This is a genomic window from Kribbella endophytica (genome assembly GCF_054781295.1).
Map to the genome: position 1 here is coordinate 22150 of NZ_BAAGUR010000003.1, position 23476 is coordinate 45625.

The window sequence follows — 23476 nt, forward strand, 5'->3', positions numbered from 1 at the left end:
TTGCCCCGGTGCGACGCCCATGTTTCCGGCATGAAACGTCACAAGCCAACCGGTGTCACATCAGTGCCGCTGACACCGGCGCTTCCGCGAGCAGCGTGCGGACGGTCTCCTGGGCGCACGCCTTGTTGACGCCGATCCCGCCCTGGGCGCCGCGTTTGATCCAGCCGGTGACGAAGTGGCCGGGCTTGCCGATGACGGCGCCGTTCTCGTTCGGCACGACGCCGCGGAGCTCGTCGAAGGGCAGGCCGGGGATCGGGCGGCCGGTGAAGCCGATCGCCGTGATCAGGGTGTCCGCCGCGATGGTGTCGCCGTCGGCGGTGGTCAGCACGCGACCGTCCCAGGCGACGGGCGTGGTGTTGTAGCGGAAGGTGATGCCCTTGGTGTGCTCGACTTCCCGGTACGCCGAAGCGGTATAAGCAGCAGCCTCTGGACCGCGACGACCCAGGACGACAACCTCAGTGATGTCGGTGGTCGGTACTTGAGAAGAACGGTCGTCCGCGAGCAGGCGACTGCTGCTCTTGTCGGTGGCCGGTACTTGGAAGGCCGGCGCGATGAGCAGGCGGGCGAGGTCGAGGGCGACGTTTCCGTTGCCGACGACAACTGCCCGCGGTCCTTTCAGCTCGGGCCGCCGGGCGCCGGGCCGCTCGTTGTACCAGGCAACGACCTCGTCGGCGGTCACCTCGCTGGGGATCCCCAGCCGGCGGCTTTCATACGCACCTGACGCGTGCACCACCGCGTCGTACTGGCCCTCGAGCTCGACAACACTCACCGACGTGCTCGGCCGCCAGCGGACGCGCGGGTGCTCGACGATCCGCTCGAAGGTCTCGACGATCTGCTTGGTCAGCGGATGATCGGGCGCGACGCCGTACCGAGCCAGACCGCCGACGACCGGGAGCCGGTCGAAGAGCGTGATCTCAGCCGTACTGCGCTGTAGCAGCTCCCGCGTCGCGTACATCCCGGCCGGACCGGCCCCCACGACAGCGACCCGCCGCGGCCCGTCCGACCAACGATCGAAGCGCGGCGCCTCCCAGGTGTCCAGGTCCAGCCCGTCGAGCAGCGGCCGCTCCTTGTAGTACGACGCGTTCAGCTGCACGTCGACCGCAGCCGACCGATCAGCCGGCTTCGCCGCATCCACCGGGCAGATGTCGGCGCACGCACCGCAGTCGATGCACGTCCGCGGATCGATGAACAGCCCGTCGGTCGTCCCGAAGCCCGGCTCCCCCGGCGACGGGTGGATGCAGTTCATCGGGCACACCGCGACGCAGCTCGCGTCCGAGCAGCAGTCCCCGCTGATCGCGTACGTCACGCCGAAGCACCCCCGTCCGTGGAGCGACAACAACCGGCGCGGGGCATGTCAGAGCAACCCGGTACGCCGGTACACCCGCCGCGCGGCCGGCGTCAGCAGGCCGACCTCGGCGAGGAAGTCCATCAGGTTCGCGCAGCTCGACCGCAGCAGCGAGCGGTGGTGCTCGTTGCGCCGGGCCAGGCGGACAGCTTTCTCGACATCAAGCCCCGCGTTCCGGTAGACGGCCGGGCTGACCATGCTGCTGACGATCATGTCCGCGGCGAGCGCGATCACGAGCGCGCTGACCCAGCGCCGTACCGGCCCGGCGGAGGCGATCCGGTCCCGGGTCTCCTCCCGGGCGAACACCATGTGCCGCGACTCCTCGACGACGTGGATGTGGTTCACCGTACGGACCAGCGGCGCGACGCGGCGGTCGCGCATCCAGTCGCGCTGCATGACGTCGAGCACCTCTTCGGCGACCAGGATCGCGGCGTACGCCGTGGCACCGGTCGCGATGGTCTTGAAGCCGCGGCCGAGCTCACGCGCGAGCAGCCCCGGCCGGTACCGGTCGTCGACCAGCCGGGCCGAAGCCTTGGCGAACATGATCGAGTGCCGGCACTCGTCGGCGATCTCGGTCAGCGCCCACTGGAACTCCGCGCTCGCCGGGCTCTCGTCGTACACGTCGCGCAGGATCATCTGCTGCAGGATCAGCTCGAACCAGATCCCGGTCGAGGCGACCGACGCGGCCTCGTGCTTGGTCAGCTCGCGGCGCTGCGGCTCGGTCAGCTCGTCCCAGTACGGCGTGCCGTAGAGCGTGCTCCACTCGGGACTCAGGCCGTAGCCGTCGCCGACGGGGGCGTCCCAGTCGATCTCGGTCTCCGGGTCGCGGGACAGCTGTGCTGCCGAGGCGAGCAGGCGTTGTGCGGTTTCGTCCGTGCCGTGCATGACGCACCTCCGGGAATCGATACATCCTCAATGTAACATGAGTGATGTCTCGTTCCGCAAGAGCTACTGCGCGGCGCGGACCATCCGGATCTCCGGTACGCCGAAGAACTCCTCGTCCACCCGGGCGCCGTCCTCGACGAACCCGTTACGCCGGTAGAAGGCGAGCGCGCGGTCGTTGCCCTCGAGCAGCCAGAGGCTGGCTGCTTCCTTCCCGATCGCGACGTCCAGCAGGCGTTGGCCGAGGCCACTCCCCCACCAGGCCTGCCGGGCGTAGACGGAGTACAGCTCCAGCGGCGTCGGCGCATCGTCGTCGCGTCCGGGGCCGGGTGACGAGAATCCGATCACGCGGTCCTGAATCGGTACGCCCTGCCCCGGGTTGAACGCGAGCCAGCGGACCACGCCGGCCTCGATCGCGCCGGCCCAGCGCTCGGTCCGGCGGCCGATACCGGCTGGGTCGGTCTTCTCCTTCAGCCGCTGCGGCTCCAGCAGGCCGTCGTACGCCTCCTGCCAGCACAGCAGGTGACACCAGGCGCCGGCCTCGGCGTCGTCAACCGTCGCCCGTCGGATCGTGATGTCCGAAGAAGCCGAGGCTGTGGCGCTCGGTTCTTCGGACGTTGCGGGTCCGGCGCTCGGTTCTTCGGACGTTCCGGGGTTCATCTAGACCGTGAAGACGATCTTGCCGAAGACGTCGCCGTCGTTCATCTTCGCGAAGCCCGTGCGGGCGTCGGACAGCGGCAGCGTGGTGTCGATGTGCGGCGAGATGCCGGCGTTCGCCATGAACTGGACCAATTCGGCCAGCTCCTGCCGGGTGCCCATCGTCGAGCCCTGGATCCGCAGCTGGAGGAAGAAGATCCGGTTCAGCTCGGCCGACTTCGGCGCCTGGCCGGAGGTCGCGCCGGAGATCACCACCGTGCCGCCCTGCTTCAGCGACTTCAGCGAGTGCGACCAGGTCGCCTCGCCGACGGTCTCCATCACCGCGTCCACGCGCTCGGGCAACCGCGCGCCCGACTCGAACACATCGTGCGCGCCGATCTCCAGTGCCTTGGCCCGCTTACCCTCGTCTCGGCTGGTCGCCCAGACCCGGATCCCGGCCGCGCGCGCCAGCGTGATCAGCGAGGTCGCGACGCCGCCGCCGGCGCCCTGCACGAGCACGGTGTCGCCCGGCTTCAGCCCGGACTGCGTGAACAGCATCCGGTACGCCGTGAGCCACGCCGTCGGCAGGCACGCAGCCTGCTCGAAGCTCAGCCCGGCCGGCTTCGGTACGACGTTGTGCGCCGGTACGACGACCTTCTCGGCAAGGGTCCCCTGGTGCCGCTCGCTCAGCAGCGAGCGCTTCGGGTCGAGCGTCTCGTCACCCTTCCACGCCGGGTCCGAGATCACCGCGTGCACGACGACCTCGTTGCCGTCCTGGTCGACGCCCGCGGCGTCGCAGCCGAGGATCATCGGCAGGCTCTTCTCGGCCAGCCCGACACCCTTCAGCGACCACAGGTCGTGGTGGTTCAGCGCCGACGCCTTCACGTCGATCGTCACCCACCCGTCCGGAGCCACCGGATCCGGCCGCTCCCCGACCTCGAGCGCGGACACCGGGTCGTCGGCGTTGAACTTGGCGGCGTAGGCAGCAAGCATGAGCCCACCCTAGGCGCTGGTCTGCTGCCCGTCAGTTAGCAACGTCACCGGTTCAGTGCAGGCCGGCATCAGCAGCGGTCACGGCGTACGACGTGAAGCGGACGGTGAGCCCGCTGCGGGTCGGTGCACAACACATCGGGCCTGCCGCTGCTTCGGCACTTGGGTCCAGGGGCGCCAGTCGCACCATCCGCCACGGCTCGTCCTCCACGCGGGCCCGCACGGTCACGGCATCACCCGAGCGACTCACGCGGATGGTCACCTCACGCCCGGCCCAGTCCGCCACCGGCGCCATCGACCAGTCGGACACCCCACGCGTCACCACGGCACCCAACTGCGGCGCCCCGTCGGTGAACTCCACGCCGGCCTTGATCCAGTTCTCCTCGTCGACCCGGATCAGCACGCCCGCCTGGTCGTACAACTCCTCGAACGCGGCAATGAAGCTGACCTCGATCGCTGTGTCCACTCCGAAGTCGGTGAGCAACGCATGCCCGTCATCGTGCACGAACCCGTAGCTGGTCGTCCGCCAGAAGTCGCTACCCTCCCGCGCCGACACCACCAAGTCGTTGCCATCAGCAAGAACACCCTCAGGCGCGTTCAACCAAGCCGCCTCGGACCACTCGATCGCACGCCGGTTCTCCACCCGCAGAACATTAGACCAGGCACAAGAAACCCGCCTGCCGTCCACCAATGGAGTGGGCGACAGGCGGGCACTGATCGAATCAGGCGCGGGCTACGCCGTCCTGGTGGGCGGCTGCGGCTACCGCGGCGGCTACTGCGGGGGCCACTCGCTCGTCGAAGGGGGACGGGATGATGTAGTCGGGACGCAGTTCGTCGTCGGCGATCAGGCCGGCCAGCGCCTCGGCGGCGGCTAGTTTCATGCCTTCGGTGATGCGGCTGGCGTTCGCGTCGAAGGCGCCTCGGAAGATGCCGGGGAAGGCCAGCACGTTGTTGATCTGGTTCGGGAAGTCCGAGCGGCCGGTCGCCACTACGGCGGCGTAGCGGTGGGCGAGGTCGGGGTGGACCTCCGGGTTCGGGTTGGCGAGGGCGAAGATCATCGCGCCGGGGGCCATCCGGGCGATCGCTTCCTCGGGGACCGTGCCACCGGAGACGCCCAGGAAGACGTCGGCGCCGTCGAGCGCATCCACCAACCGGCCGGAGAGCTGTGCGGTGTTGGTGTCCCGCGCCAGGGACAGCTTCACCGGCGAAAGGTCGGCGCGGTCCTCGTGCAGCACGCCCTTGCTGTCGACGACGGCCAGGTCACCCACACCGGCCTGCAGCAGGATTCGCGCGCACGCGACGCCTGCCGCACCAGCGCCGGAGATCACCACGCGGATGTCGGAGATCGACTTGCCGGTCACGCGCAGCGCGTTCCGCAGCGCGGCCAGTACGACGACCGCCGTACCGTGCTGGTCGTCGTGGAAGACCGGGATGTCCAGCCGTTCCTTCAGCCGGCGCTCGATCTCGAAGCAGCGCGGTGCGGAGATGTCCTCCAGGTTGATCCCGCCGAACGTCGGCGCCATCCGCACGACCGTCTCGACGAACTCGTCCACGTCGGTGCAGTCCAGCGCGATCGGCACCGAGTCGACGCCGCCGAACTCCTTGAACAGCAGGGCCTTGCCCTCCATCACCGGCAGCGACGCGGCCGGCCCGATGTCACCCAGCCCCAGTACGGCGGTCCCGTCGGTCACCACGGCGACGACGTTCGACTTCCACGTGTACGTCCGGACCAGCGACGGGTCCTGGTGGATCGCGGTGCAGACCCGGGCCACGCCCGGCGTGTAGGCCATCGACAGGTCGTCGGCGTCGCGGACCTGGATCGACGACGTCACCTCGATCTTGCCGCCGCGGTGCAGCTCGAAGACGGGATCACCGGCGTACGGATCGGACACGGGAGATTCGGACGGAACGGCTTCGGCAACCATGGGGGGACCCTTCATCAGCCCGGCGGACAGCGGGCAGGCGTGCGCGGAGAGTGTGCGTGTGATGGCGGTTCGGAGAGGGTGCTCGAACAACGCCGGTACCAGGGGGTCACCCGTCGCCACGAGTAAACCACAGTGAGCACTGGTCTCATACGTGAGGCCCCCCACACGGCAACAGCGGGGTGACGATCGAGTCTCGGCCCCGGTTACCGGCCGACACGGCGCTGCCTGCTGTGTCAGGATGCGGGAATCCTGACCGGTAACGTCCGGCAGGACGACTACAACCAGTGTCGAGGAGTTTTCGCGATGAACATCGTTCCCACCCTCCGTAAACGTCGTTTCGCGGCCGCCACCGCAACGGTCGCCGCGCTTGCGCTCGCTCTTTCCGCCTGCGGCAGCGACGACTCGGGCAGCGGTGGTAGCGAGGACAAGGCCGCGGCCGCCGGCATCACCTTGGTGAAGCCGGGCAAGCTGACGATCTGCACCCACCTGCCGTACAAGCCGTTCCAGTACAAGGACGGCACCAAGGTGGTCGGGTTCGACGTCGACCTGCTGGACCTGCTGGCCAAGGACCTCGGACTGGAGCAGGAGGTGGTCAACATCGAGTGGGCGCAGGTCACCTCGGGGGCCGCCTTCCAGGCCAAGAAGTGTGACGTCGGCATGGGCGCCATGACGATCACCGACTCGCGCAAGGCCGCGATCAGCATCACCGCGCCGTACATGGACGCCACCCAGGTGCTGCTGACCAAGAAGGACGCGCCGTACAAGTCGCTGGAGGACCTGAAGGGCAAGAAGGTCGGGGTCCAGGCCGACACCACCGGTAAGGACTTCGCCACCGAGCAGGCCAAGAAGATCGGCTTCGAGGTGGTCGTGTTCAACGACCTCGCGCTGCAGGAGAACAACGTCAAGTCCGGTCGCGTCGACGCCGGCATCAACGACAACGGCGTGCTGTACGACTTCGTCAAGGAGAACCCCGACACCGCCGTGGTGGCCGAGTTCGACACCGGCGAGCAGTACGGCTTCGGCGCGCTCAAGGACGGCAGCGGCCCGAAGCTGGTCGAGAAGTTCAACACCCTGCTGACCGCGGCCCAGGGCGACGGCAAGTACAACGAGATCTACAAGAAGTGGTTCGGGGTTGAGCCGAAGAAGTGAGCACACCCAACGACACAGTCGTCCGTAAGGGGCTGAGTCCGCGGCAACGGTCTCAGCGCTCCCGGTACATCCAGTACGGCGTACTGATCGTCCTGGTCCTGGTCGCGGCCTTCTCGGCCGACTGGGGCCAGATCGGCAGCGTCTTCTTCAAGCCGGAGTACATCAAGTCGGCCTTCCAGGACGGCCTGCTGACCGCGCTGGTCAAGACGCTGGAGTACACCGCCGGCGCGTTCGTGATCGGCCTGCTCGGCGGGACGCTGCTGGCGCTGATGCGGCTGTCCAGCGTCGGCCCGTACCGGTGGATCTCGACGGCCTACATCGAGTTCTTCCGTGGTCTGCCGGCGATCGTGGTGTTCATCGCGTTCAGCCTGCTGCCGCTGGCCTTCGAGGGCATGACCATCCCGCTCGACCCGTACGGCACGGTCTGGCTCGCGCTCGGCATCGTCGCGGCCGCGTACATGGCCGAGGTGATCCGGGCCGGCATCCAGGCGGTGCCGAAGGGGCAGGTCGAGGCGGCTCGTTCGCTCGGCATGCCGCCGGGACTCGCGACCCGCAAGATCGTGCTGCCGCAGGCGTTCCGGATCGTGCTGCCGCCGCTGACCAACGACCTGATCCTGCTGGTGAAGGACTCGTCGCTGGTGTTCATCATCGGTACGACGGCGTCGGCGTACGAGCTGACCGGGTTCGGCCGGGACCTGGCCAACACGTACTCGAACCTGACCCCACTGGTCACGGCGGGGTTCTGCTACCTGATCATCACGCTGCCGCTGGGCCTGCTGGTCCGCCGGCTCGAGGCGAAGGCTGCGAGGGCGCGCTGATGGCACTGGTCGAGATCAAGAACCTGCACAAGTCGTTCGGCAGCAACCACGTCCTGCGCGGTATCGACTTCACCGTCGAGCAGGGTGAGGTGGTCTGCGTGATCGGGCCGTCCGGCTCGGGCAAGTCGACGCTGCTGCGCTGCGTCAACCTGCTCGAGGTCCCGCAGGAGGGGCAGGTGATCGTGCGCGGTGAGGACATCACCGACCGCGACTGCCACCTGGACGCGGCCCGGCAAGGCATCGGCATGGTGTTCCAGCAGTTCAACCTGTTCCCGCACCTGTCGGCGCTGGCCAACTGCATGGTCGCCCAGACGACCGTGCTGAAGCGCAAGGCCTCCGAGGCCGAGCAGATCGCCCGGTCGAACCTGTCCCGGGTGGGCCTGGACGACAAGGTCACGGCGTACCCGATGCAGCTGTCCGGTGGGCAGCAGCAGCGGGTCGCGATCGCGCGGGCGCTGTCGATGGACCCGGCGCTGATGCTGTTCGACGAGCCGACGTCGGCGCTCGACCCGGAGCTGGTCGGCGACGTCCTGACGGTGATGCGCAAGCTCGCCCTGGACGGGATGACGATGCTCGTGGTCACCCACGAGATGGCCTTCGCCCGCGAGGTGGCCGACCGGGTCGTCTTCATGGACGGCGGCGTGATCGTCGAGCAGGGCCCGCCGGCCGAGGTGATCGGCAACCCGCAGCAGCAGCGGACGCAGGACTTCCTGCGCCGGGTGCTCAACCCGACCCACGTCGAGCCGACGTAGTCGTTCGCCGTACGACGAACGGCCGGTCCCCTGCCAGGGGACCGGCCGTTGCGCTGTTGTCAGTCCGCCGGTCCGAGCGGCCGGTCACCCGTCGCTGCGGGGGCCGGTTCCTTGAGCTCGACGAAGATCGTGTGCGTCTCGGTGTCGCCGATGTTCTCGCCGTAGTGCTCCTGCGCGCCCAGCCACCGGACCTCACCGGCCGGGAGCTCGACCTCGACCTCCCGGTCGCCGGAGCCGAGCCGACGACGGAACGAGCTCACCGTGTACATGACGCTGTCGGGATGCCGGTGCGGCTGGGTCCGATGACCGGGAGCGTCGCGGTACTCCAGCACGCGAACCCGGTCGTTCTCGAAGATGACCCGGTACGCGTCGGGGTTGGTGGCTACGGGATCGAGGTCCATCCCGCAAAGTAACACGGCTCTCGATCCCGCATCACCGGGTCAGCTCGCGGTCGCGAGCGCGAAGACGTGCAGGCTGCCGGCGGTCGGCAGGGTGACCAGTTCCACCGTCTTGGCCGGGTCCAGCGGGACCGAGTTGGCGAAGAGGCGGTACTGGTACTCGGCGTTGGCGTAGCCGCCGGGGGTGTTGCGGCCGGGCGTGCTGATCACCTGGGTCGCGCCGTGCGCCCCCGCGTCCTGGAAGGACCAGTTCGGGAACCCGAACGAACCGGTCGACGACGTGCCGTCGGCGTACCAGATCGTCACCGTGCCGACCGCGGCCTGGCTGGAGCCGGAGCCGAGCAGGACAAGTCGTTGCCCCTGGCCACTGAACTGGACGGTCTGACCGCCGCCGGCCGCGTTGTCCTTCGTCCCGGGCTGGACGTCCGGCCACGTCAGCGTCGCGCCGAGCGCGGTCAGCGTCGCGCCCGGCGTCACCCCGGCGGCTGCCAGGCGCTGCGCCGAGAAGCTGTTGCCCTCGCCGTCGAAATCGCCCGCGGCGGGCGCCGACTCGTTCGTTACGCCGACGTTGTTGAAGGCCGCGGCCAGGTTCGGCAACGGCGTACCGGAACGCTGGGACCTGGTCCCGAACGCTTCCCCACCGCCGTACGACGCGGTCGCGGTGAAGGTCCGGATCGTGAACCCGGTCCGCGGCGCGGGCACCCGGATCTGGAAGTCGACCACTGCCGACTCCCCCGGCTTCACCGCGTTCTTCACCGAGCGGACCTCCGGCGCGACCGTCCACCCGACCGGTCCCCGGAAGGAGACCGCCAGCTTCGTCAACCGGGCCGGGGAGTTGTTCGTCACCGTCACCTTGACCGTCGAGATCACCGGCCCGGCCAGATCGACCGTCGAGATCCCGACCTCGACCTCACCGGCGGCCGCCTGGGCCTGCTGCGGTGCGGTCAGTCCGGCCGCCAGTACGGCGACCGCGCAGAGCTTCGCGAACAGTTTCATCGTCGTCGTCCTTCCGCGCTCAGCCGACCGGGGGCATGTCGGTCTCGCGGGAGTCGAGGCCGAGACGGAGCTCGGACCAGCGGCCGCGGGTGAAGTCGGGGACGTCGACCGGGCGGCCGTCCCGCTTCAGGGACTCGACGCTCAGTGGCACCGGCGAGCACCAGGCGGCCGAGTCGTAGACGTCGATGTCAGGCACCAGCCCGGCCCGCATCTGCTGCACGATCCGCCACTGCAGGACGTAGTCCATGCCGCCGTGGCCGCCGTTGTTCTCGGCGTCGTCGCCGATCTTCTTCCACAGCCAGTGATCGAACTCCTGCCGGTACGGCGCGAAGTCCCGCCAGCTGTGACCGCTGTGGTCGGGCTCCAGGTAGACCCGCCCGCCGGTCTCGCCGACCGGGACGTAGTCCTCGAAGATGCCGCGGCTGCCCGCCAGGCTGTTGATCCGGCTGTACGGGCGCGGCGAGCTGACGTCGTGCTCGGCCCGGATCACCCGGCCCTTCGCCGTCTCGATCAGGCAGGTGACCAGGTCGCCGTTGACGTACTTCTCGTTCCAGGACGGGTGCGAGCGCGGGATGTTGCGCTCACGGTAGTCGGCCAGGCCCCGCGAAGCCGTCGCGGTGGCCCGCAGCGTGGTCAGCCGGTCACCGCGGTTGATGTCCATCGCCGCCGCGACCGGGGCCAGTCCGTGCATCGCGTAGAAGCTCGCCGTACTGCGGGTGTGCCACTTCCGCCGCCACGCGTCGGTGTAGTAGGTGTCGCTGAACAGCAGTTCCCGCAGGTCGTGCAGGTACCCACCGTGCCCGTTGGTGATCTCGCCGAACACGCCTTCGTGCGCCATCTTGAGCATCGCCAGCTCGTTGCGGCCGTAGCTGCAGTTCTCCATCAGCCACAGGTGCCGGCGGGCCCGCTCGGAGGTGTCGACCAGGTCCCAGAGCTGGGTGAGCTCGGTGGCGATCGGGAGCTCGACGCCGACGTGCTTGCCGCCGAGCAACGCCGCTTTGCCCTGCTCGTAGTGGAACTCCCACGGGGTGGCGATGTAGACGAGGTCGACGTCCCCGCTGCGCACGAGGTTCTTGTACGCCGTGGCCGAACCGCCGTACTCGGTCGGGCGGGGCTTGCCGAGCTGGACGAGCTTGTCGGCGGCCGCCTTGGCCCGGTCGGCGCGGATGTCGCACACCGCGGTGACGACCGCGCCGGGCACGGCGGCCCAGCCGGTCAGCATGCCGGCGCCACGGTTGCCGAGACCGATCAGACCGATCCGGACGGTTCCGTGCTGGGCGAACGGTACGTCGACCATCGAGCGCTGGCCGGGCCCGCGGGCCACGGCGGCACCGGTCGAGGGATCGGTCGAGGCGGCGGCGGTTCCGCCGGCGCCGGCGGCGGCCAGGACGCCGGCGACTCCGGCGCCGAGCACGGTCCGGCGCGAGCTGGTGGGATTCACGGTGAACTCCTGTCGTCGGGCGGGGCGAGGGGACCCGGGAGGCAGGTCCCGCAGAAGTGCGCGATAATGCTCGGTATCCCAGCATGCTCGTCAGCTACGCGCAATACGTCGGAGCGGTCCACAGGAATTCAGGCCCGCCGTGCATTGCCGGGGATCAGCGGGGAAGATGTACGCGGTGGGCCGACCGCCCAAGAGTTCAGCCCGCCAGGGAGGCAGCACAGTGAGCAGCACCGGAACAGCCGCCGAGGTACGCCTCAGCATCCCCGCGGACAGTGCCTACATCGCCGTACCGCGCTCGGTGGTCGGCAACCTCGCGGCCCGCAACGACTTCACCGTCGACGCGATCGACGACCTGCGGATCGCCGTCGACGAGGCCTGCTCGCTGCTGCTCCCCCAGGCCACCGACGGCGTGCTGGAGTGCGTCTTCGCGATCAGCCCGCCGCAGCTGACGGTCCGTACGTCGGCCGCCGTGCCGGCCGGGTGGATGCCGGACACCGACTCGTTCGGGTGGACCGTGCTGACCGCGCTGGTGGAGTCGGCCGGCGCGGAGACCGTGGACGGCCGCCTGACCATCACCGTGACGGCGACCGCCACCGCCGCGGAGAAGGCGTGACCGACGAGAGATCCCTGGGCGAACCCCAGGAACCCACCGACCTACGCACCCGGACCGCCGAACTCTTCGCCGCACTGCGGGGCGCCCCGGCAGGCGACCCGACACACACGCTGGCCCGCGACGGCCTGGTCTCGCTGCACATGCCGCTGGTCGAGCACCTGGCCCGCCGGTTCCGCAACCGCGGTGAGCCGTACGACGACCTGGTGCAGGTCGCGACGATCGGGCTGATCAAGGCGGTCGACCGGTTCGACCTCGAGCGCGGGGTCGAGTTCTCGACGTACGCGACGCCGACGATCCTCGGCGAGATCAAGCGGTACTTCCGCGACAAGGGCTGGGCGATCCGCGTCCCGCGCCGGCTGCAGGAGCTGCGGCTGTCGCTGACCGCGGCGACCGCCGAGCTGACCCAGGAGCTCGGCCGGGCGCCCACGGTGGCGGAGCTGTCGACCCGCCTGGAGCTCGCGCCGGACCTGGTGATCGAGGGACTGGAGTCGGCGAACGCGTACAACACGCTGTCGCTGGACGCCCCGGATCAGAACGAGGCCGACGCGACCACCGTGCTCGACGGGCTCGGTGGCGAGGACGAGGCGCTGGAGAGCGTGGAGTACCGGGAGTCCCTGAAGCCGCTGCTGGCCCAGCTGGATACCCGCGAGAAGCGGATCCTGACCCTGCGGTTCTTCCGGGGCATGACGCAGTCCCAGATCGCCGAGGAGATCGGCATCTCGCAGATGCACGTCTCCCGGCTGCTGGCCCGCACCCTGACCGAACTAAGGGCAGGCTTGCTTAAGGAATAGGGGTTTCAGAGCACCGGTGGGTGGTCGGCGTCGTCGCGGAGGGCCTCGGTCGAGGCCTTCTGGAAGATCGCGACCAGCACGCCGACGGCCGCGATCGCGAGCACGACCGAGATCGCCCTGGTCGAGCCGCCCCAGAAGCTGTAGGCCATCAGGACCTGGATCAGCTGGGTGAACACCGCCGGCCCCCGGCTCCACGTCGACGCGCGGGACAGGCCGCGCGCGACGAGCAGCAGGCCGCCGCCGTACGCGATCAGGAACAGGGTCGTGGTCAGCCCGAGCACCAACCGTCCGGAGTCGAGCGTTAACGCTTCGGCAAATCCGAGAACGACGACCACAAGCCCTTCCGCAGCGACCACAGCCGCGGCTAACTTGAGCGGACGCGGTGCGGCTGCAGAGGAATCGGTCGGCACACCGCAAGCCTACGCGGCGGAGGTTCGGGCGGATCGGCGCGGTTTGCCGGTACGGCGGAACGTCCGTCGCGTGGCAACTCGACGCCCCGGCGGACTGCTGTGAGGAGCAGTCCGGCGCAGGGCACGTCGTGCCTGGGCCCACCCCTGCCCCAGGTGCGGTGATGGGTCGGAGAGCCTTTCCCCACAGGGATTCCAGGTTTTGCGTAACCCCGAGGCTGTTCGATCGGTTACTTGCAGTGAACGGGTGATCGCAGCTCGAACCCCGCGTTCGGATAACGGACGTGACGGTCCGTTCTGCACCGGTTCGGAGTGTAAAGGAAGCGTTGTGATCGGATCGACAAGTCCATAACCCTTGTTTCGCCAGCGCGAGATTGGGAACATGGTGTCGTTCGTGAAAACGTTCACAACGCTTCGCACCACCCCCCGTGCGATTACTTCACCGCTGATCGGGCACCTACCAGCCTTCAGTGGAATCAACTACCGAGAGAGATGGGATCCGCCATGGATTGGCGCCACCGGGCCGTTTGCCTCGATGAGGACCCGGAACTGTTCTTCCCCATCGGCAACACCGGGCCCGCGATCATGCAGATCGAGGAGGCCAAGCAGGTGTGCCGTCGTTGCGACGTGCGTGAGCAGTGCCTCGCCTGGGCACTGGAAGCCGGCCAGGACCACGGTGTCTGGGGCGGCCTGAGCGAGGACGAGCGTCGTGCGCTGAAGCGCCGCAACGCCCGCGCCCGCATCCGTACCGCCTGACGCAGCTACACGATGGGGCCCCGCGGGATCCGCGGGGCCTTTTGATTTCCAGGCGATCAGCCTTCCAGCAGGTTGCCCCAGGCACCCGACGTTGCCTGCGAAGAACTATGGGTGAGCACCAACAGTTGATGCCCCCCACGGTTGTTCACAGCCAACGAACTCAGTCCTTGATCGGCAGATCCAGCGTCACCGTCGTACCGGGGCCCGAGGTCCGGGCCTGGAAGTCGAGGGTGCCGTCGAGCTCGCCGAGGACCAGCGTGCGCACGATCGACAGGCCGAGGTTGCCCGAGGTCTCCGAGTCGAAGTCGGCAGGCAAGCCTTTGCCGTCGTCGGTGATGATCACGTGCAGGCGGCCGACCGACCGGTTCGCCTCCAGTTCGATCGTGCCGGCGGCGTCTTCGCCGTCACGGGCGCCGAAGGCGTGCTCGACCGAGTTCTGCATCAGCTCGGTCAGCACCATCGCCAGCGGAGTAGCGACTTCGGAGTCCAGTACGCCGAAGCTCCCGCTGCGCCGGATCTCCACCTGCGTGGCGACCGTCGACACGTCGGCCACCATCGCCGCCACCCGGTCCGCGACGTCGTCGAAGTCCACGTGCTCGTCGAACGACTCCGACAGCGTCTCGTGCACGATCGCGATCGACCCGACCCGGCGCACCGCCTCGGCCAGCGCCGCCTGCCCTTCGGGCACCGTGATGCGCCGGCCCTGCATCCGGAGTAACGCGGCGACGGTCTGCAAGTTGTTCTTCACACGATGGTGAATCTCCCGGATGGTCGCCTCCTTGGTGACCAGCTCCCGCTCCCGGCTGCGCAGCTCGGTCACGTCCCGGAGCAGGATCAGCGCGCCCACGTGCTCACCGCCGGCCCGCAGCGGGATCGCGCGCAGGAACAGCGTCGCGTCGGCGTTCTCGATCTCGAGCTCCTTGGCGGCCCGGCCGGTCAGGACCGAAGCCAGCACGTCGTCGACCTTGTGCCCGGTGTGCAGCAGTTCGCCGGTAACGTCCTTGAGCCGGCTGCCGACCAGATCGGTGACCAGTCCCATTCTTCGGTACGCCGACAACGCGTTCGGGCTCGCGAACGTCACCATTCCGTGCCGATCGACCCGGATGCACCCGTCCCCGACCCGGGGCGTGGTGGACAGCAGCCGCTCCCCGCCGTACGGGAAGATGCCGTCGGTGATCATCCGGGCCAGGTCGGTCGCGCTCTGCAGGTAGGCGATCTCCAGCCGCGACGGCGTCCGGACGCCGAGCAGGTTGGTGTTGCGGGCGATCACCGCGATCACCCGGTCGCCACGGCGGACCGGGATCGTCTCGACCCGGACCGGGACGTCGTCGCGCCACTCCGGGTCGCCCTCGCGGCAGATCCGGCCGCCGTCGTAGGCCTGGTCCAGCAGCGGCCGCCGGTCGCGCGGGATGAAGCTGCCGACGATGTCGTCCAGGTACGCCGTCGGCCCGGTGGTCGGGCGCATCTGCGCACCGGCCCAGAAACCGAGGCCTTCGGTGTCGGGCAGCCAGAGCACCAGGTCGGCGAAGGACAGGTCGGCCAGCATCTGCCAGTCGGAGACCAGCAGCTGCAGCCGGTCCAGGTCGGCGGAGTCCAGGGTCGTGTGGTTGCGGGCCACGTCACTCAGCGAGGGCACGTCGTCGAGCCTAGTCGCTGGGCCCGGCTCGACAGATTTGCGCATTGGGTGTTGATTGATCTGTGCCGAACCAGATCACAAGTGAAAGGATGGCTCGGTGGAGTCGACGTCGTACTGGCAGGACGTGATGGCCGCGGACTATGCGGTACCGCACGACCGTGGGCTGAGCGACCTCACCGAGGAGCTCGTCCGTGGCCTGGCCAGCACGAACCCGCAGATCCGCGACGCCCTGGCCTACCCGACGCTCGCCACCTGGCTCGAGCGCGGCGTGTACGACGACCTCCTGCCCGGTTTCGGTGACGGCCTCTGCGCCGGGCTGAACTACGGGCTCGGCGAGGACGGCACCGACACGGTCTTCCGGCGCTCGTTCACCGCGCTGACGCTGGCCGAAGTGATCCACCGCGACAACGCCGAGTTCCTGGTGCACGACGAGGTCGTGATGCGCTGGGGCGACCGGCTGGCCACCTGGCTGCTGCGCGAGCGTGACCTGCGCGGGTACGTCGCCGACTGCGGCTGGGCGCACGCCGTCGCGCACGGCGCCGACGCGATCGGCGCGCTGGCCCGCTCCCGGCACTGCGACGCCGGGGTGCTGCGCGCGCTGCTCGACGTACTGGCCGACCGGATCGTCAAGGACACCCAGTACCGCTGGGTGCACGAGGAGCACGACCGGGTCGCGCACGCGGTGATGACGATCCTGCACCGCAACATGCTGACCAGCGACGAGCTGGAACGGTGGCTGAAGCCCGTGGCGGCGACAGCGGCACAGCAGCCGATGATGCACGAGACGCTGCCGGAGTGGCCGACGCCGAACGTGTTCAACGCCCGCGGCGTGCTGCACGTCCTGCTCAGCCAGCTCGCGATCGGCGTGAAGGGCTTCCCGATCCCCGGCGACGACGACCTGTTCGGCCGGCCGATCGAGTCCCGCGCCGACCTGCTGCTGATGGTCACCGAGGCCGTCCGCGCCTCCCAGCCGTACATCTACCGGCCGGCGCCGTCCTCGAGCTAACCCTCCTTCGCGACGGCGACCGCCGCGATGACCGCACGGTGGTCGGTCCCGTCGAGTTCGTACGTCTTGAACCGGCTCGGCTCCACCCCGGCGCCGGCGACGACGTGGTCGATCTGCGTCCGCGCGAACGCCGGCCGGTGGGCCGGCCACGTCCCCTGCAGCCCCTCCCCCACGGCCGGCCCGACGCTGCGGCAGTTCTTGCCCAGCGCGTCCCGGAAGTCCGCGTGATCGGCGGTCGCGTTGAAGTCACCGGCGACGATCGTCGGTACGTCGGACGAGCACCACTTCCGCAGTACGACGAGATCCTGCTTCCACGTCGTCACCTCCGACGGCAGCGGCGGGTACCCGTGGTAGGCGATCAGCCGCAGCTTGCCGAGCGTCCCGCCGGTCACCACGATGTGCCCGAAACGTGTCGTCGTCTGCTGTACGACGCCCGCTTTGTCCGGCTCAGGCTTGCCGGTCTGCGGCTCCGTGCTTCCCACCGAGGCGTTCACCCGGCCCGGATCGAGCGTGTCCGCGGTGAACTCGACCTTGCCGAGCGTGGCCGACACCAGCACGCTGGTCGCGCTCTCCGGCGCGGAGTTGGCCTGGACCGTGTACCCGTTGTAACCAAGGCCCTTGAGCTCCTCCTGGATCCGCTCCCGTACGTCGACCTGGGCCTCGGGCAACGACACGAGGTCCGGGTGCTGCGTCCGGATCAGTTTGCCGACCTGCTCCGGGTCGGCACCGCCGCCGAGCACGTTCGCGACCATCACGGTCAGTGCCCGCGACCCGGGCTCGGGCGGGTTCGGGTCGGAGATCGCCCGCGGCGCGGTCAGCGCGGCGCCGGTCAGCACGAGCAGCACGACGAGGGCTGACGCCAGCCGCCAGTTCCGTCGTACGAGCATCACGAGGGCCAGCAGCAGCACCAGCGCGAGCAGCTGCGGCCGGAACGCGACCAGCTGCGGGAAGGGCGTCACCTCGTCCAGCCCGAACAGCTCGGGATAGAGCGGTACGGCAACCACCAGCAGGAAGAGGGTGGACAGCACGACCGTGCGAACCCGCCAGGCGGTTTCGTTGTCCATCGGTGGCCCCCTACATCTAGTGCCTGTCTATCAACGAACGGTAGCGTTCACCGTTGCGCCAGCCTGTGTCCCCGAGGAGGTAGCAGTGTCCAAGCTGTCCGCGGTGAGACCCGCGTACTGGATCGCCGGCGTTCTGCTGGCGGCTTCAGTCGTGGTTCCTCTCCTGGTCTCCACCTATGCCAAGGACGAACCCCGGTTGTGGGGCTTCCCGTTCTTCTACTGGTACCAGCTGCTGTGGGTGTTCATCTCGGCGATCACCGTGAGCATCTCGTACTGGCTGGTGATGGGTGTGGAGAAGAAACGACGTGCCGCTGAGGGTCTGGGCGGCGTCAAGGAGGGCGACCGGTGAACGACGTCGACTGGGTCCAGCTGATCATCGTCGTGGTGATCTTCGCCGCGGTGACCGTGATGGGGTTCATGGCGGCCCGCTGGCGCCGGACCGGAGAGCTGGACAGCCTGGACGAGTGGGGCCTGGGCGGGCGGGGCTTCGGCACCTTCATCACCTGGTTCCTGCTCGGCGGGGACCTCTACACGGCGTACACGTTCGTTGCGGTCCCCGCTGCGATGTACGCGACGGGTGCGATCAGCGGCTTCTTCGCCGTTCCCTACACGATCGTGGTTTACCCGATCATCTTCGTGTTCATGTCTCGGCTGTGGTCCGTCTCGCACCGCAACGGCTACGTGACGCCCGCGGACTTCGTCGGCGGCCGGTACGGGAGCCGGGGACTGTCGCTCGCGGTGGCAGTGACCGGCATCCTCGCGACGATGCCGTACATCGCGCTGCAACTGGTCGGCATGCAGGCCGTCTTCGAGGTGATGGGCCTCGGCGGCGACAACCTGCTGGCCAAGGACCTGCCGCTGCTGATCGCGTTCGCCGTGCTCGCGGCGTACACCTACTCCTCGGGCCTGCGGGCGCCGGCGATGATCGCGTTCGTCAAGGACGGGCTGATCTACCTGGTGATCGGCGCCGCGATCCTCTACCTGCCGGGCCAGCTCGGCGGCTGGGACAGCATCTTCGACGCGGCCCAGACCAAGATGGAGACGGTGTCACCGACGACCGGTCAGGCGGTCGGCGCGTTCATCCCGGGTGAGGGCGGCTACTCGTCGTACTGGACGCTCGCGCTCGGTTCGGCGATGGCGCTGTTCATGTACCCGCACTCGGTCACCGCCGTCCTGTCGACCAAGAACCGCAACGTCGTACGACGGAACGCGGCGATCCTGCCGGCGTACTCGCTGCTGCTCGGCCTGCTCGCGCTGCTCGGCTTCATGGCGATCAAGGCGAACGTCAACATCAAGGGCCTCGACGGCCTGGCGAACCCGCAGCTGGCGATCCCGCGGCTGTTCGACCAGGAGTTCCCGTCCTGGTTCGCCGGCATCGCCTTCGCGGCGATCGCGGTCGGCGCGCTGGTGCCGGCGGCGATCATGTCGATCGCGGCGGCGAACCTGTTCACCCGCAACATCTACCGCGACTTCCTGAAGCCGGATGCGACGCCTGCTCAGGAGGCCAAGGTCTCCAAGCTCGCCTCGCTGCTGGTGAAGTTCGGCGCACTGGTGTTCGTGCTCGGGATGGACAAGACGATCTCGCTGAACCTGCAGCTGCTCGGCGGGATCTGGATCCTGCAGACCTTCCCGGCGATCGTGGTCGGCCTGTTCACCCGGTGGTTCCACCGCTGGGCGCTGCTGGCCGGCTGGGCGGTCGGCATGATCTGGGGCACGATCAACGCGTACAACGTGGTGAACCCGGCGACCGGCAAGCACTTCGGCGGTTCGCTGGCGATGATCCCGTTCACCGAGACCAAGGCCTACATCGGCCTGACCGCGTTCGGGCTCAACCTGATCGTGGTCGTCGTCCTGACGCTCGTGCTGCGGGCGCTGAAGGTGGCTGAGGGCAAGGACTCGACGCACAAGACCGACTACCTGGCCGACGCCGGGGACCCGGGCGTGAAGGACCTGGACGAGCTGCTGGAAGGGGACGGGACCGGCCCGGCGGCCGCGAAACCCTGACCTCGTTGACGTCTGCGACGGGCGGTCTCTCCTTGGGAGGGGCCGCCCGTCACGCTTTGCGGTTATGTCGACACGCTCGGGAGTTCGGTGGTGCCCGGAATCGGGCAACCCGCGGGGCAGAATCGCGAGGGTGCTGCTGGTCCTCCTCGTTCTGGTGCTGGCCGCCGGGGCGGCGTTGCTCACCGGTGGCCGCCTGGTCTCCCTCGCCGACAACGGCCTGTCCGGCCTGCACTGGCTCGTGGCCGCGGCGACCGGTCAGCTGCTCGGCTCGGTCACCGGTGGCATCGCGTACCCGGTCGGCCTGCTCGGCTCGGCGGTCTGCATCGCGGTGTTCCTGCGCCAGAACCTGCGCCGGCCGGGTGTCGCCCTGCTCGCGCTGGGGTTTGCGGCCAACGCGCTGGTCGTCGTACTGAACGGGGCGATGCCTGTCTCCCGCGAAGCCCTCGCGCAGGCTGGTCTGCGGTCGTTCGTCGAGGACCCCCGCCACGAGCTGTCGAGCCCTTCCACGCTGCTCCCCTGGCTCGGCGACGTCGTACCGGTCGCTCTTCCCTGGGTCGGTCAGGCTGTCAGCCCCGGCGACCTCCTGATCGCGGCCGGAGCCGGTCTCCTCCTGTACGCCGGCCTGGGCGGCACCGGTCGCGTCCCGACCGACTCGACCCCGACGTGGGCCGACCTAGAAGCGGAAGCCGCGCCCGACCACCCGGCGCAGTGACTCCACGACCACCGGGTCGTACTCCGCGCCGATCCCCAGCCCGATCGACTCCATCGCCTTCTCCGGCGACTGCCCCGACCCCTCGCCGACCAGCTGCTCGTACGCCAGCGCGACGTTGACGATCCCGCTCTCGACCGGGATCTGCGAGTTGTTCGCCCGCCCCTGCCGGTAGGGATCGTTGGAGTGCCGAACGATCTCGGCCACATGGTCCAGTACGCCGGACCGCTCGATGACCGAGGCCCCGATCTCCGCCGCCCGCTGCCGCTCCGCCCTGTTCCGCAACAACGAAGCGCCCCCCGGACTGGGATCCGCCAGCGCGAGCTGCCCCACGCCCGACAGCAAAGCGGCGTACTCCAGGGCCTCCATCCGATCCGGCTTCAACCCCAGATCGTTCCCCAGTGCGACCGCGAGCGCCGCCGTACGAGCGTTCTGGCCAGGACTGCTGAACCCGGCGATCTCAGTACTCCGAGCCATCGACCGGACGGTCGTCCGATACGTCCTTTGCGCCGAAGCGAACCGCCGGAAGGCGAACTGCGTCAGCAGCAGCGGTACGACAACCAACGGCGGCGCCCACAACCCCAGCAGCGACGTCCCGGCCGCCAGGATGACGCCGCCGAGGCCCATCGCCATCCCGATCTGGCCCATCACGATCAGCTCGTCCCGCAGCGACGCGGGGAACGGCTTGTTGAACTGCTCGGTCGCCTGCCCCGCACCGACCAGCGCGTCGACGAGCCCCGCGGTCAGTACGCCGAGCAGCATCGCCAGGACCAGCGGGACCGCGTGCCGCCAGGAGCCGTTCCAGGACAGGTCGGCCGGGACCACGGCGGAGAACACCGCGGCCGCGCAGGCCACCGAGAGGACCCGGCGGTTGGAGACGACGATGTCCCAGCGCAGGCCCGCGATCGCGCGCGGTGCGACGCCGATCATGGTCGCGACCGAGGTGACCGCGATGATCTGCGCGACGTCCGGCGGGACACCCACCGACGGTCCCCGCAGCATCGCGTACCCCAGTGCGGCACTGGTCGCGATCGGCGCGCGGTTGCGACTGCGGTCGACCTTGAACTGCACCATCTCGCCGATCGCGATCAGGAAGCCGAACGCGAGCACGAACGACCACTCGGTCACCCCGTTGCGTGCGGTGACCAGCAGCGCGGCGAAGCCGAGACCGAGGCCGGCCAGGGCGATCACCACTCCGCTGCCGAGCTTGCGGTCCAGGCCCTCGGCGTCCGTCGTCGCCATCAGGCGAGACCCGCGGCCGAGCCGGAGGCGCCGCCGCCGCTTCCGAGACTCAGGTCGTCGTGGTCGATGTTCGCCTTCACGCTGGCGTCCGGCGCCGGCTGCTCGACCTCGGGGGCCTTCCAGCCCTCGCTCTTGATCACCGCGACGAACGCGTCGACCAGGCGCGGGTCGAAGTGCGTGTACTTGTCCTGGACAAGGATCGCGAGCGTTTCCTCGATGCTGCGGGCCGGCCGGTACGAGCGGGTCGAGGTCAGGCAGTCGAACGCGTCGACGATGCCGATGATCCGGGCGAAGTACGGGATGTTCTCACCGCTCAGTCCGGCCGGGTACCCGGTGCCGTCGTACTTCTCGTGATGATGCAGCACCGCGGACTTCACTTCCTCGAGGAACGGGATGTTGCCGATCAGCTCGACACCCCGCGCGGGGTGGAGCCGGATCGCGTCCATCTCGGAGTCGTCCAGCCGGCCTGGCTTCTGGATGATGCTGGTCGGTACGCCGACCTTGCCGACGTCGTGCAGCAGCCCCGCGTGCTCGAGGGCGGTCTGGCGGTCGTCGCTCAGCCGCAGCCGACGGCCCAGCATGCCGACGCCCTCACTGACCCGTTCGGAATGACCGCGGGTATAGAGGTCCTTGGTCTCGATCACCTGGATGAAAGCACGCATCGTTGCCGCCTGCGCACTCTTCTCCACCTCGTACTGCGAAAGCGCCCACCGGGCGAACAGCAACGGTACGAGGACCACGAGGCCGGCCAGCGGGCCGAGGCCACCGAGCCAGAGCACGGCGAGCAGCAGGCCGAGGAAGCTGTAGCCGGCCATCGGCAGGAAGGTCTGCAGAACGACCTGACGCAGGAAGTCGAGCGGACTCGTCTTGCCCTCGATCCAGATCACCAGGCTGACCAGTGCGGCGTTCGTCACGTGCTGGGCGATCGTGGCCGCCAGCATCGCGAAGATCGCGCGCGACTCGTGCTCCAGTGCCTCGAGACCGATCGGACCGCCCGCCAGCGTGTAGGCCACGCCGCCGGCCGCCGTGGCGAGGATGCGTTGAGCGCCGTTGAAGACACGACGGATCATCGGGATCTTGCGCCGTACCTGCGGCAGATAGGCGACGGCGGAGGCGAACACCGCCGCCCAGGGGCCGGCAATCACGTAAACCGTCATCAGCACGACGGAATCGAGGGAGGCCAGATAGTTCGGCGCGACCGAGAATCGGAGAAATCCGCCGATGAGCATGAGCAGACACAGTGCGAACAGCGTCCAAAGGTCGGTTAGCCGCCCGACGGCCAGACCGAGAATCACGAGGGAGAGAAGCGTCGCCAGAGAAACGAAAACGCGAAGCGCGTGCCGTCTCACGACTCGACCACCTGCTTCTCGCCCGGAGCGTCGGCTCACCAGTCCCAGTAGTCGTTCATGATAGGTCACCTCCGTACAGCGGTCGCGGTCTTGCGCGTAGGTCAGGTACGCACAGGGGGCAGACAGCACATCGCTGACTAGTCATAAGTTTGCTCATCAGGCGCGCCGCGAAACACTGTAGGGCAGCGCCTGACTCGCCGCACCGTGCTCGGGAACCTGTGTGGTATGAGAGACTGTGACTCTTTGCAGTTGTTACAAGGAGGCTTCAGATGGGCAAGACCGGCCGCAAGCGCCGCGCACGCAAGAAGAAGGGCGCCAACCACGGTAAGCGCCCGAACGCCTGAGTTCAGGCGACTACGCACAGCAAGGACCCCGGCGAATAACCGGGGTCTTTGCAATTTGGTCACATGTTTCGACAAGACCAGCATTAGCAGAGGTCCTGTATTCGGAGCGTCTGGATCCGGCTACTGAACGCTATAATTCAAACAGCTGTTTAGAGTCGCGTCCAGATCCCGGGGCGCCGGTGCGGCCCTGTGGACGACGTCGGCGCGACGTCGGTCCCGGCTC

Annotated in this window: 25 protein-coding genes; 11 read left to right on the top strand and 14 right to left on the bottom strand. The window is 68.7% G+C overall.

From position 1 onward, the window contains the following. Positions 1 to 55: 55 nt before the first annotated feature. From ACYVIO_RS26410 to ACYVIO_RS26435, 6 genes are all read right to left on the bottom strand, one after another. A complete protein-coding gene (locus ACYVIO_RS26410) occupies positions 56 to 1306 on the bottom strand; it encodes an FAD-dependent oxidoreductase (protein WP_460653591.1) in 1251 nt (416 codons plus the stop codon). 48 nt (positions 1307 to 1354) lie between these two features. Further along, positions 1355 to 2230, bottom strand: coding sequence for an AurF N-oxygenase family protein (locus tag ACYVIO_RS26415; protein WP_460653592.1), 876 nt, complete (start codon positions 2228 to 2230; stop codon positions 1355 to 1357). Positions 2231 to 2293: 63 nt separating this feature from the next. Continuing rightward, positions 2294 to 2887 (bottom strand): GNAT family N-acetyltransferase, encoded by a 594-nt coding sequence (locus ACYVIO_RS26420; RefSeq protein WP_460653593.1) that lies wholly within the window; start codon positions 2885 to 2887, stop codon positions 2294 to 2296. Then, positions 2888 to 3856: a zinc-binding dehydrogenase gene (locus ACYVIO_RS26425; RefSeq protein ID WP_460653594.1), complete on the bottom strand. Its 969-nt coding sequence runs from the start codon at positions 3854 to 3856 to the stop codon at positions 2888 to 2890. It lies immediately after the preceding gene. A gap of 52 nt (positions 3857 to 3908) precedes the next feature. Next, positions 3909 to 4496, bottom strand: a complete 588-nt coding sequence (locus ACYVIO_RS26430) for a DUF1349 domain-containing protein (protein ID WP_460653595.1) — start codon at positions 4494 to 4496, stop codon at positions 3909 to 3911. Between the two features lie 79 nt (positions 4497 to 4575). After that, the gene (locus ACYVIO_RS26435; RefSeq protein ID WP_460653596.1) at positions 4576 to 5778 is read right to left on the bottom strand and encodes an NAD(P)-dependent malic enzyme; all 1203 of its coding nucleotides are present in this window, start codon (positions 5776 to 5778) and stop codon (positions 4576 to 4578) included. A gap of 303 nt (positions 5779 to 6081) precedes the next feature. Here ACYVIO_RS26435 and ACYVIO_RS26440 point away from each other — a divergent pair, with 303 nt between their 5' ends. Genes ACYVIO_RS26440 through ACYVIO_RS26450 form a run of 3 tightly spaced genes read left to right on the top strand, consistent with a single transcriptional unit; the run spans position 6082 to position 8497 of the window. Then, a complete protein-coding gene (locus ACYVIO_RS26440) occupies positions 6082 to 6927 on the top strand; it encodes an ABC transporter substrate-binding protein (RefSeq protein WP_460653597.1) in 846 nt (281 codons plus the stop codon). After that, on the top strand, positions 6924 to 7745 hold the full coding sequence (locus ACYVIO_RS26445) for an amino acid ABC transporter permease (protein WP_460653598.1): 822 nt from the start codon (positions 6924 to 6926) through the stop codon (positions 7743 to 7745). The genes ACYVIO_RS26440 and ACYVIO_RS26445 overlap by 4 nt, the downstream gene beginning before the upstream one ends. Next, a complete protein-coding gene (locus ACYVIO_RS26450; RefSeq protein WP_460653599.1) occupies positions 7745 to 8497 on the top strand; it encodes an amino acid ABC transporter ATP-binding protein in 753 nt (250 codons plus the stop codon). Before ACYVIO_RS26445 ends, ACYVIO_RS26450 begins: the two co-directional genes overlap by 1 nt. A 59-nt stretch (positions 8498 to 8556) precedes the next feature. Here the strand turns inward: ACYVIO_RS26450 and ACYVIO_RS26455 are convergent, their stop codons facing one another. The 3 genes from ACYVIO_RS26455 to ACYVIO_RS26465 are packed head-to-tail and all read right to left on the bottom strand — an operon-like array spanning position 8557 to position 11332. After that, positions 8557 to 8898: a cupin domain-containing protein gene (locus ACYVIO_RS26455; RefSeq protein WP_460653600.1), complete on the bottom strand. Its 342-nt coding sequence runs from the start codon at positions 8896 to 8898 to the stop codon at positions 8557 to 8559. 39 nt (positions 8899 to 8937) lie between these two features. Then, a complete protein-coding gene (locus tag ACYVIO_RS26460) occupies positions 8938 to 9891 on the bottom strand; it encodes an NEW3 domain-containing protein (protein ID WP_460653601.1) in 954 nt (317 codons plus the stop codon). 19 nt (positions 9892 to 9910) lie between these two features. Then, positions 9911 to 11332 (bottom strand): Gfo/Idh/MocA family protein, encoded by a 1422-nt coding sequence (locus tag ACYVIO_RS26465; RefSeq protein WP_460653602.1) that lies wholly within the window; start codon positions 11330 to 11332, stop codon positions 9911 to 9913. Between the two features lie 220 nt (positions 11333 to 11552). Between ACYVIO_RS26465 and ACYVIO_RS26470 the strand changes: the two genes are divergently transcribed. Continuing rightward, positions 11553 to 11945 (top strand): ATP-binding protein, encoded by a 393-nt coding sequence (locus tag ACYVIO_RS26470; protein WP_460653603.1) that lies wholly within the window; start codon positions 11553 to 11555, stop codon positions 11943 to 11945. After that, on the top strand, positions 11942 to 12736 hold the full coding sequence (locus ACYVIO_RS26475) for an RNA polymerase sigma factor SigF (RefSeq protein ID WP_460653604.1): 795 nt from the start codon (positions 11942 to 11944) through the stop codon (positions 12734 to 12736). Before ACYVIO_RS26470 ends, ACYVIO_RS26475 begins: the two co-directional genes overlap by 4 nt. 5 nt (positions 12737 to 12741) lie before the next feature. On the opposite strand, the gene ACYVIO_RS26480 is transcribed toward ACYVIO_RS26475, so the two are convergent. Continuing rightward, complete coding sequence (locus ACYVIO_RS26480; RefSeq protein ID WP_460653605.1) at positions 12742 to 13146, bottom strand: hypothetical protein; 405 nt, start codon at positions 13144 to 13146, stop codon at positions 12742 to 12744. A gap of 501 nt (positions 13147 to 13647) precedes the next feature. Between ACYVIO_RS26480 and ACYVIO_RS26485 the strand changes: the two genes are divergently transcribed. Then, the gene (locus ACYVIO_RS26485) at positions 13648 to 13899 is read left to right on the top strand and encodes a WhiB family transcriptional regulator (RefSeq protein WP_012922773.1); all 252 of its coding nucleotides are present in this window, start codon (positions 13648 to 13650) and stop codon (positions 13897 to 13899) included. Positions 13900 to 14059: 160 nt separating this feature from the next. On the opposite strand, the gene ACYVIO_RS26490 is transcribed toward ACYVIO_RS26485, so the two are convergent. Continuing rightward, positions 14060 to 15535, bottom strand: coding sequence for a sensor histidine kinase (locus tag ACYVIO_RS26490; protein ID WP_460653606.1), 1476 nt, complete (start codon positions 15533 to 15535; stop codon positions 14060 to 14062). 97 nt (positions 15536 to 15632) lie between these two features. Between ACYVIO_RS26490 and ACYVIO_RS26495 the strand changes: the two genes are divergently transcribed. After that, entirely contained in the window at positions 15633 to 16541 is a 909-nt protein-coding gene (locus ACYVIO_RS26495; RefSeq protein ID WP_425832108.1) for a DUF2785 domain-containing protein, read from the top strand. On the opposite strand, the gene ACYVIO_RS26500 is transcribed toward ACYVIO_RS26495, so the two are convergent. Further along, positions 16538 to 17605, bottom strand: coding sequence for an endonuclease/exonuclease/phosphatase family protein (locus tag ACYVIO_RS26500; RefSeq protein ID WP_460653607.1), 1068 nt, complete (start codon positions 17603 to 17605; stop codon positions 16538 to 16540). The genes ACYVIO_RS26495 and ACYVIO_RS26500 overlap by 4 nt on opposite strands. Before the next feature lie 85 nt (positions 17606 to 17690). Here ACYVIO_RS26500 and ACYVIO_RS26505 point away from each other — a divergent pair, with 85 nt between their 5' ends. From ACYVIO_RS26505 to ACYVIO_RS26515, 3 genes are all read left to right on the top strand, one after another. After that, on the top strand, positions 17691 to 17954 hold the full coding sequence (locus tag ACYVIO_RS26505; RefSeq protein WP_460653608.1) for a DUF3311 domain-containing protein: 264 nt from the start codon (positions 17691 to 17693) through the stop codon (positions 17952 to 17954). Beyond that, on the top strand, positions 17951 to 19609 hold the full coding sequence (mctP, locus tag ACYVIO_RS26510) for a monocarboxylate uptake permease MctP (protein WP_460653609.1): 1659 nt from the start codon (positions 17951 to 17953) through the stop codon (positions 19607 to 19609). Before ACYVIO_RS26505 ends, mctP begins: the two co-directional genes overlap by 4 nt. Before the next feature lie 130 nt (positions 19610 to 19739). After that, on the top strand, positions 19740 to 20321 hold the full coding sequence (locus ACYVIO_RS26515; RefSeq protein WP_460653610.1) for a DUF5317 family protein: 582 nt from the start codon (positions 19740 to 19742) through the stop codon (positions 20319 to 20321). Here ACYVIO_RS26515 and ACYVIO_RS26520 read toward each other — a convergent pair. Together ACYVIO_RS26520 and ACYVIO_RS26525 are read right to left on the bottom strand one after the other, a co-directional pair. Next, entirely contained in the window at positions 20283 to 21560 is a 1278-nt protein-coding gene (locus ACYVIO_RS26520; protein WP_460653611.1) for an HD-GYP domain-containing protein, read from the bottom strand. The two genes, ACYVIO_RS26515 and ACYVIO_RS26520, sit on opposite strands and share 39 nt — an antisense overlap. After that, complete coding sequence (locus tag ACYVIO_RS26525; RefSeq protein WP_460653612.1) at positions 21560 to 22717, bottom strand: HD-GYP domain-containing protein; 1158 nt, start codon at positions 22715 to 22717, stop codon at positions 21560 to 21562. Before ACYVIO_RS26525 ends, ACYVIO_RS26520 begins: the two co-directional genes overlap by 1 nt. A 461-nt stretch (positions 22718 to 23178) precedes the next feature. Here ACYVIO_RS26525 and ACYVIO_RS26530 point away from each other — a divergent pair, with 461 nt between their 5' ends. Further along, entirely contained in the window at positions 23179 to 23253 is a 75-nt protein-coding gene (locus tag ACYVIO_RS26530; RefSeq protein WP_369759046.1) for a 50S ribosomal protein bL37, read from the top strand. Positions 23254 to 23476 lie beyond the last annotated feature (223 nt).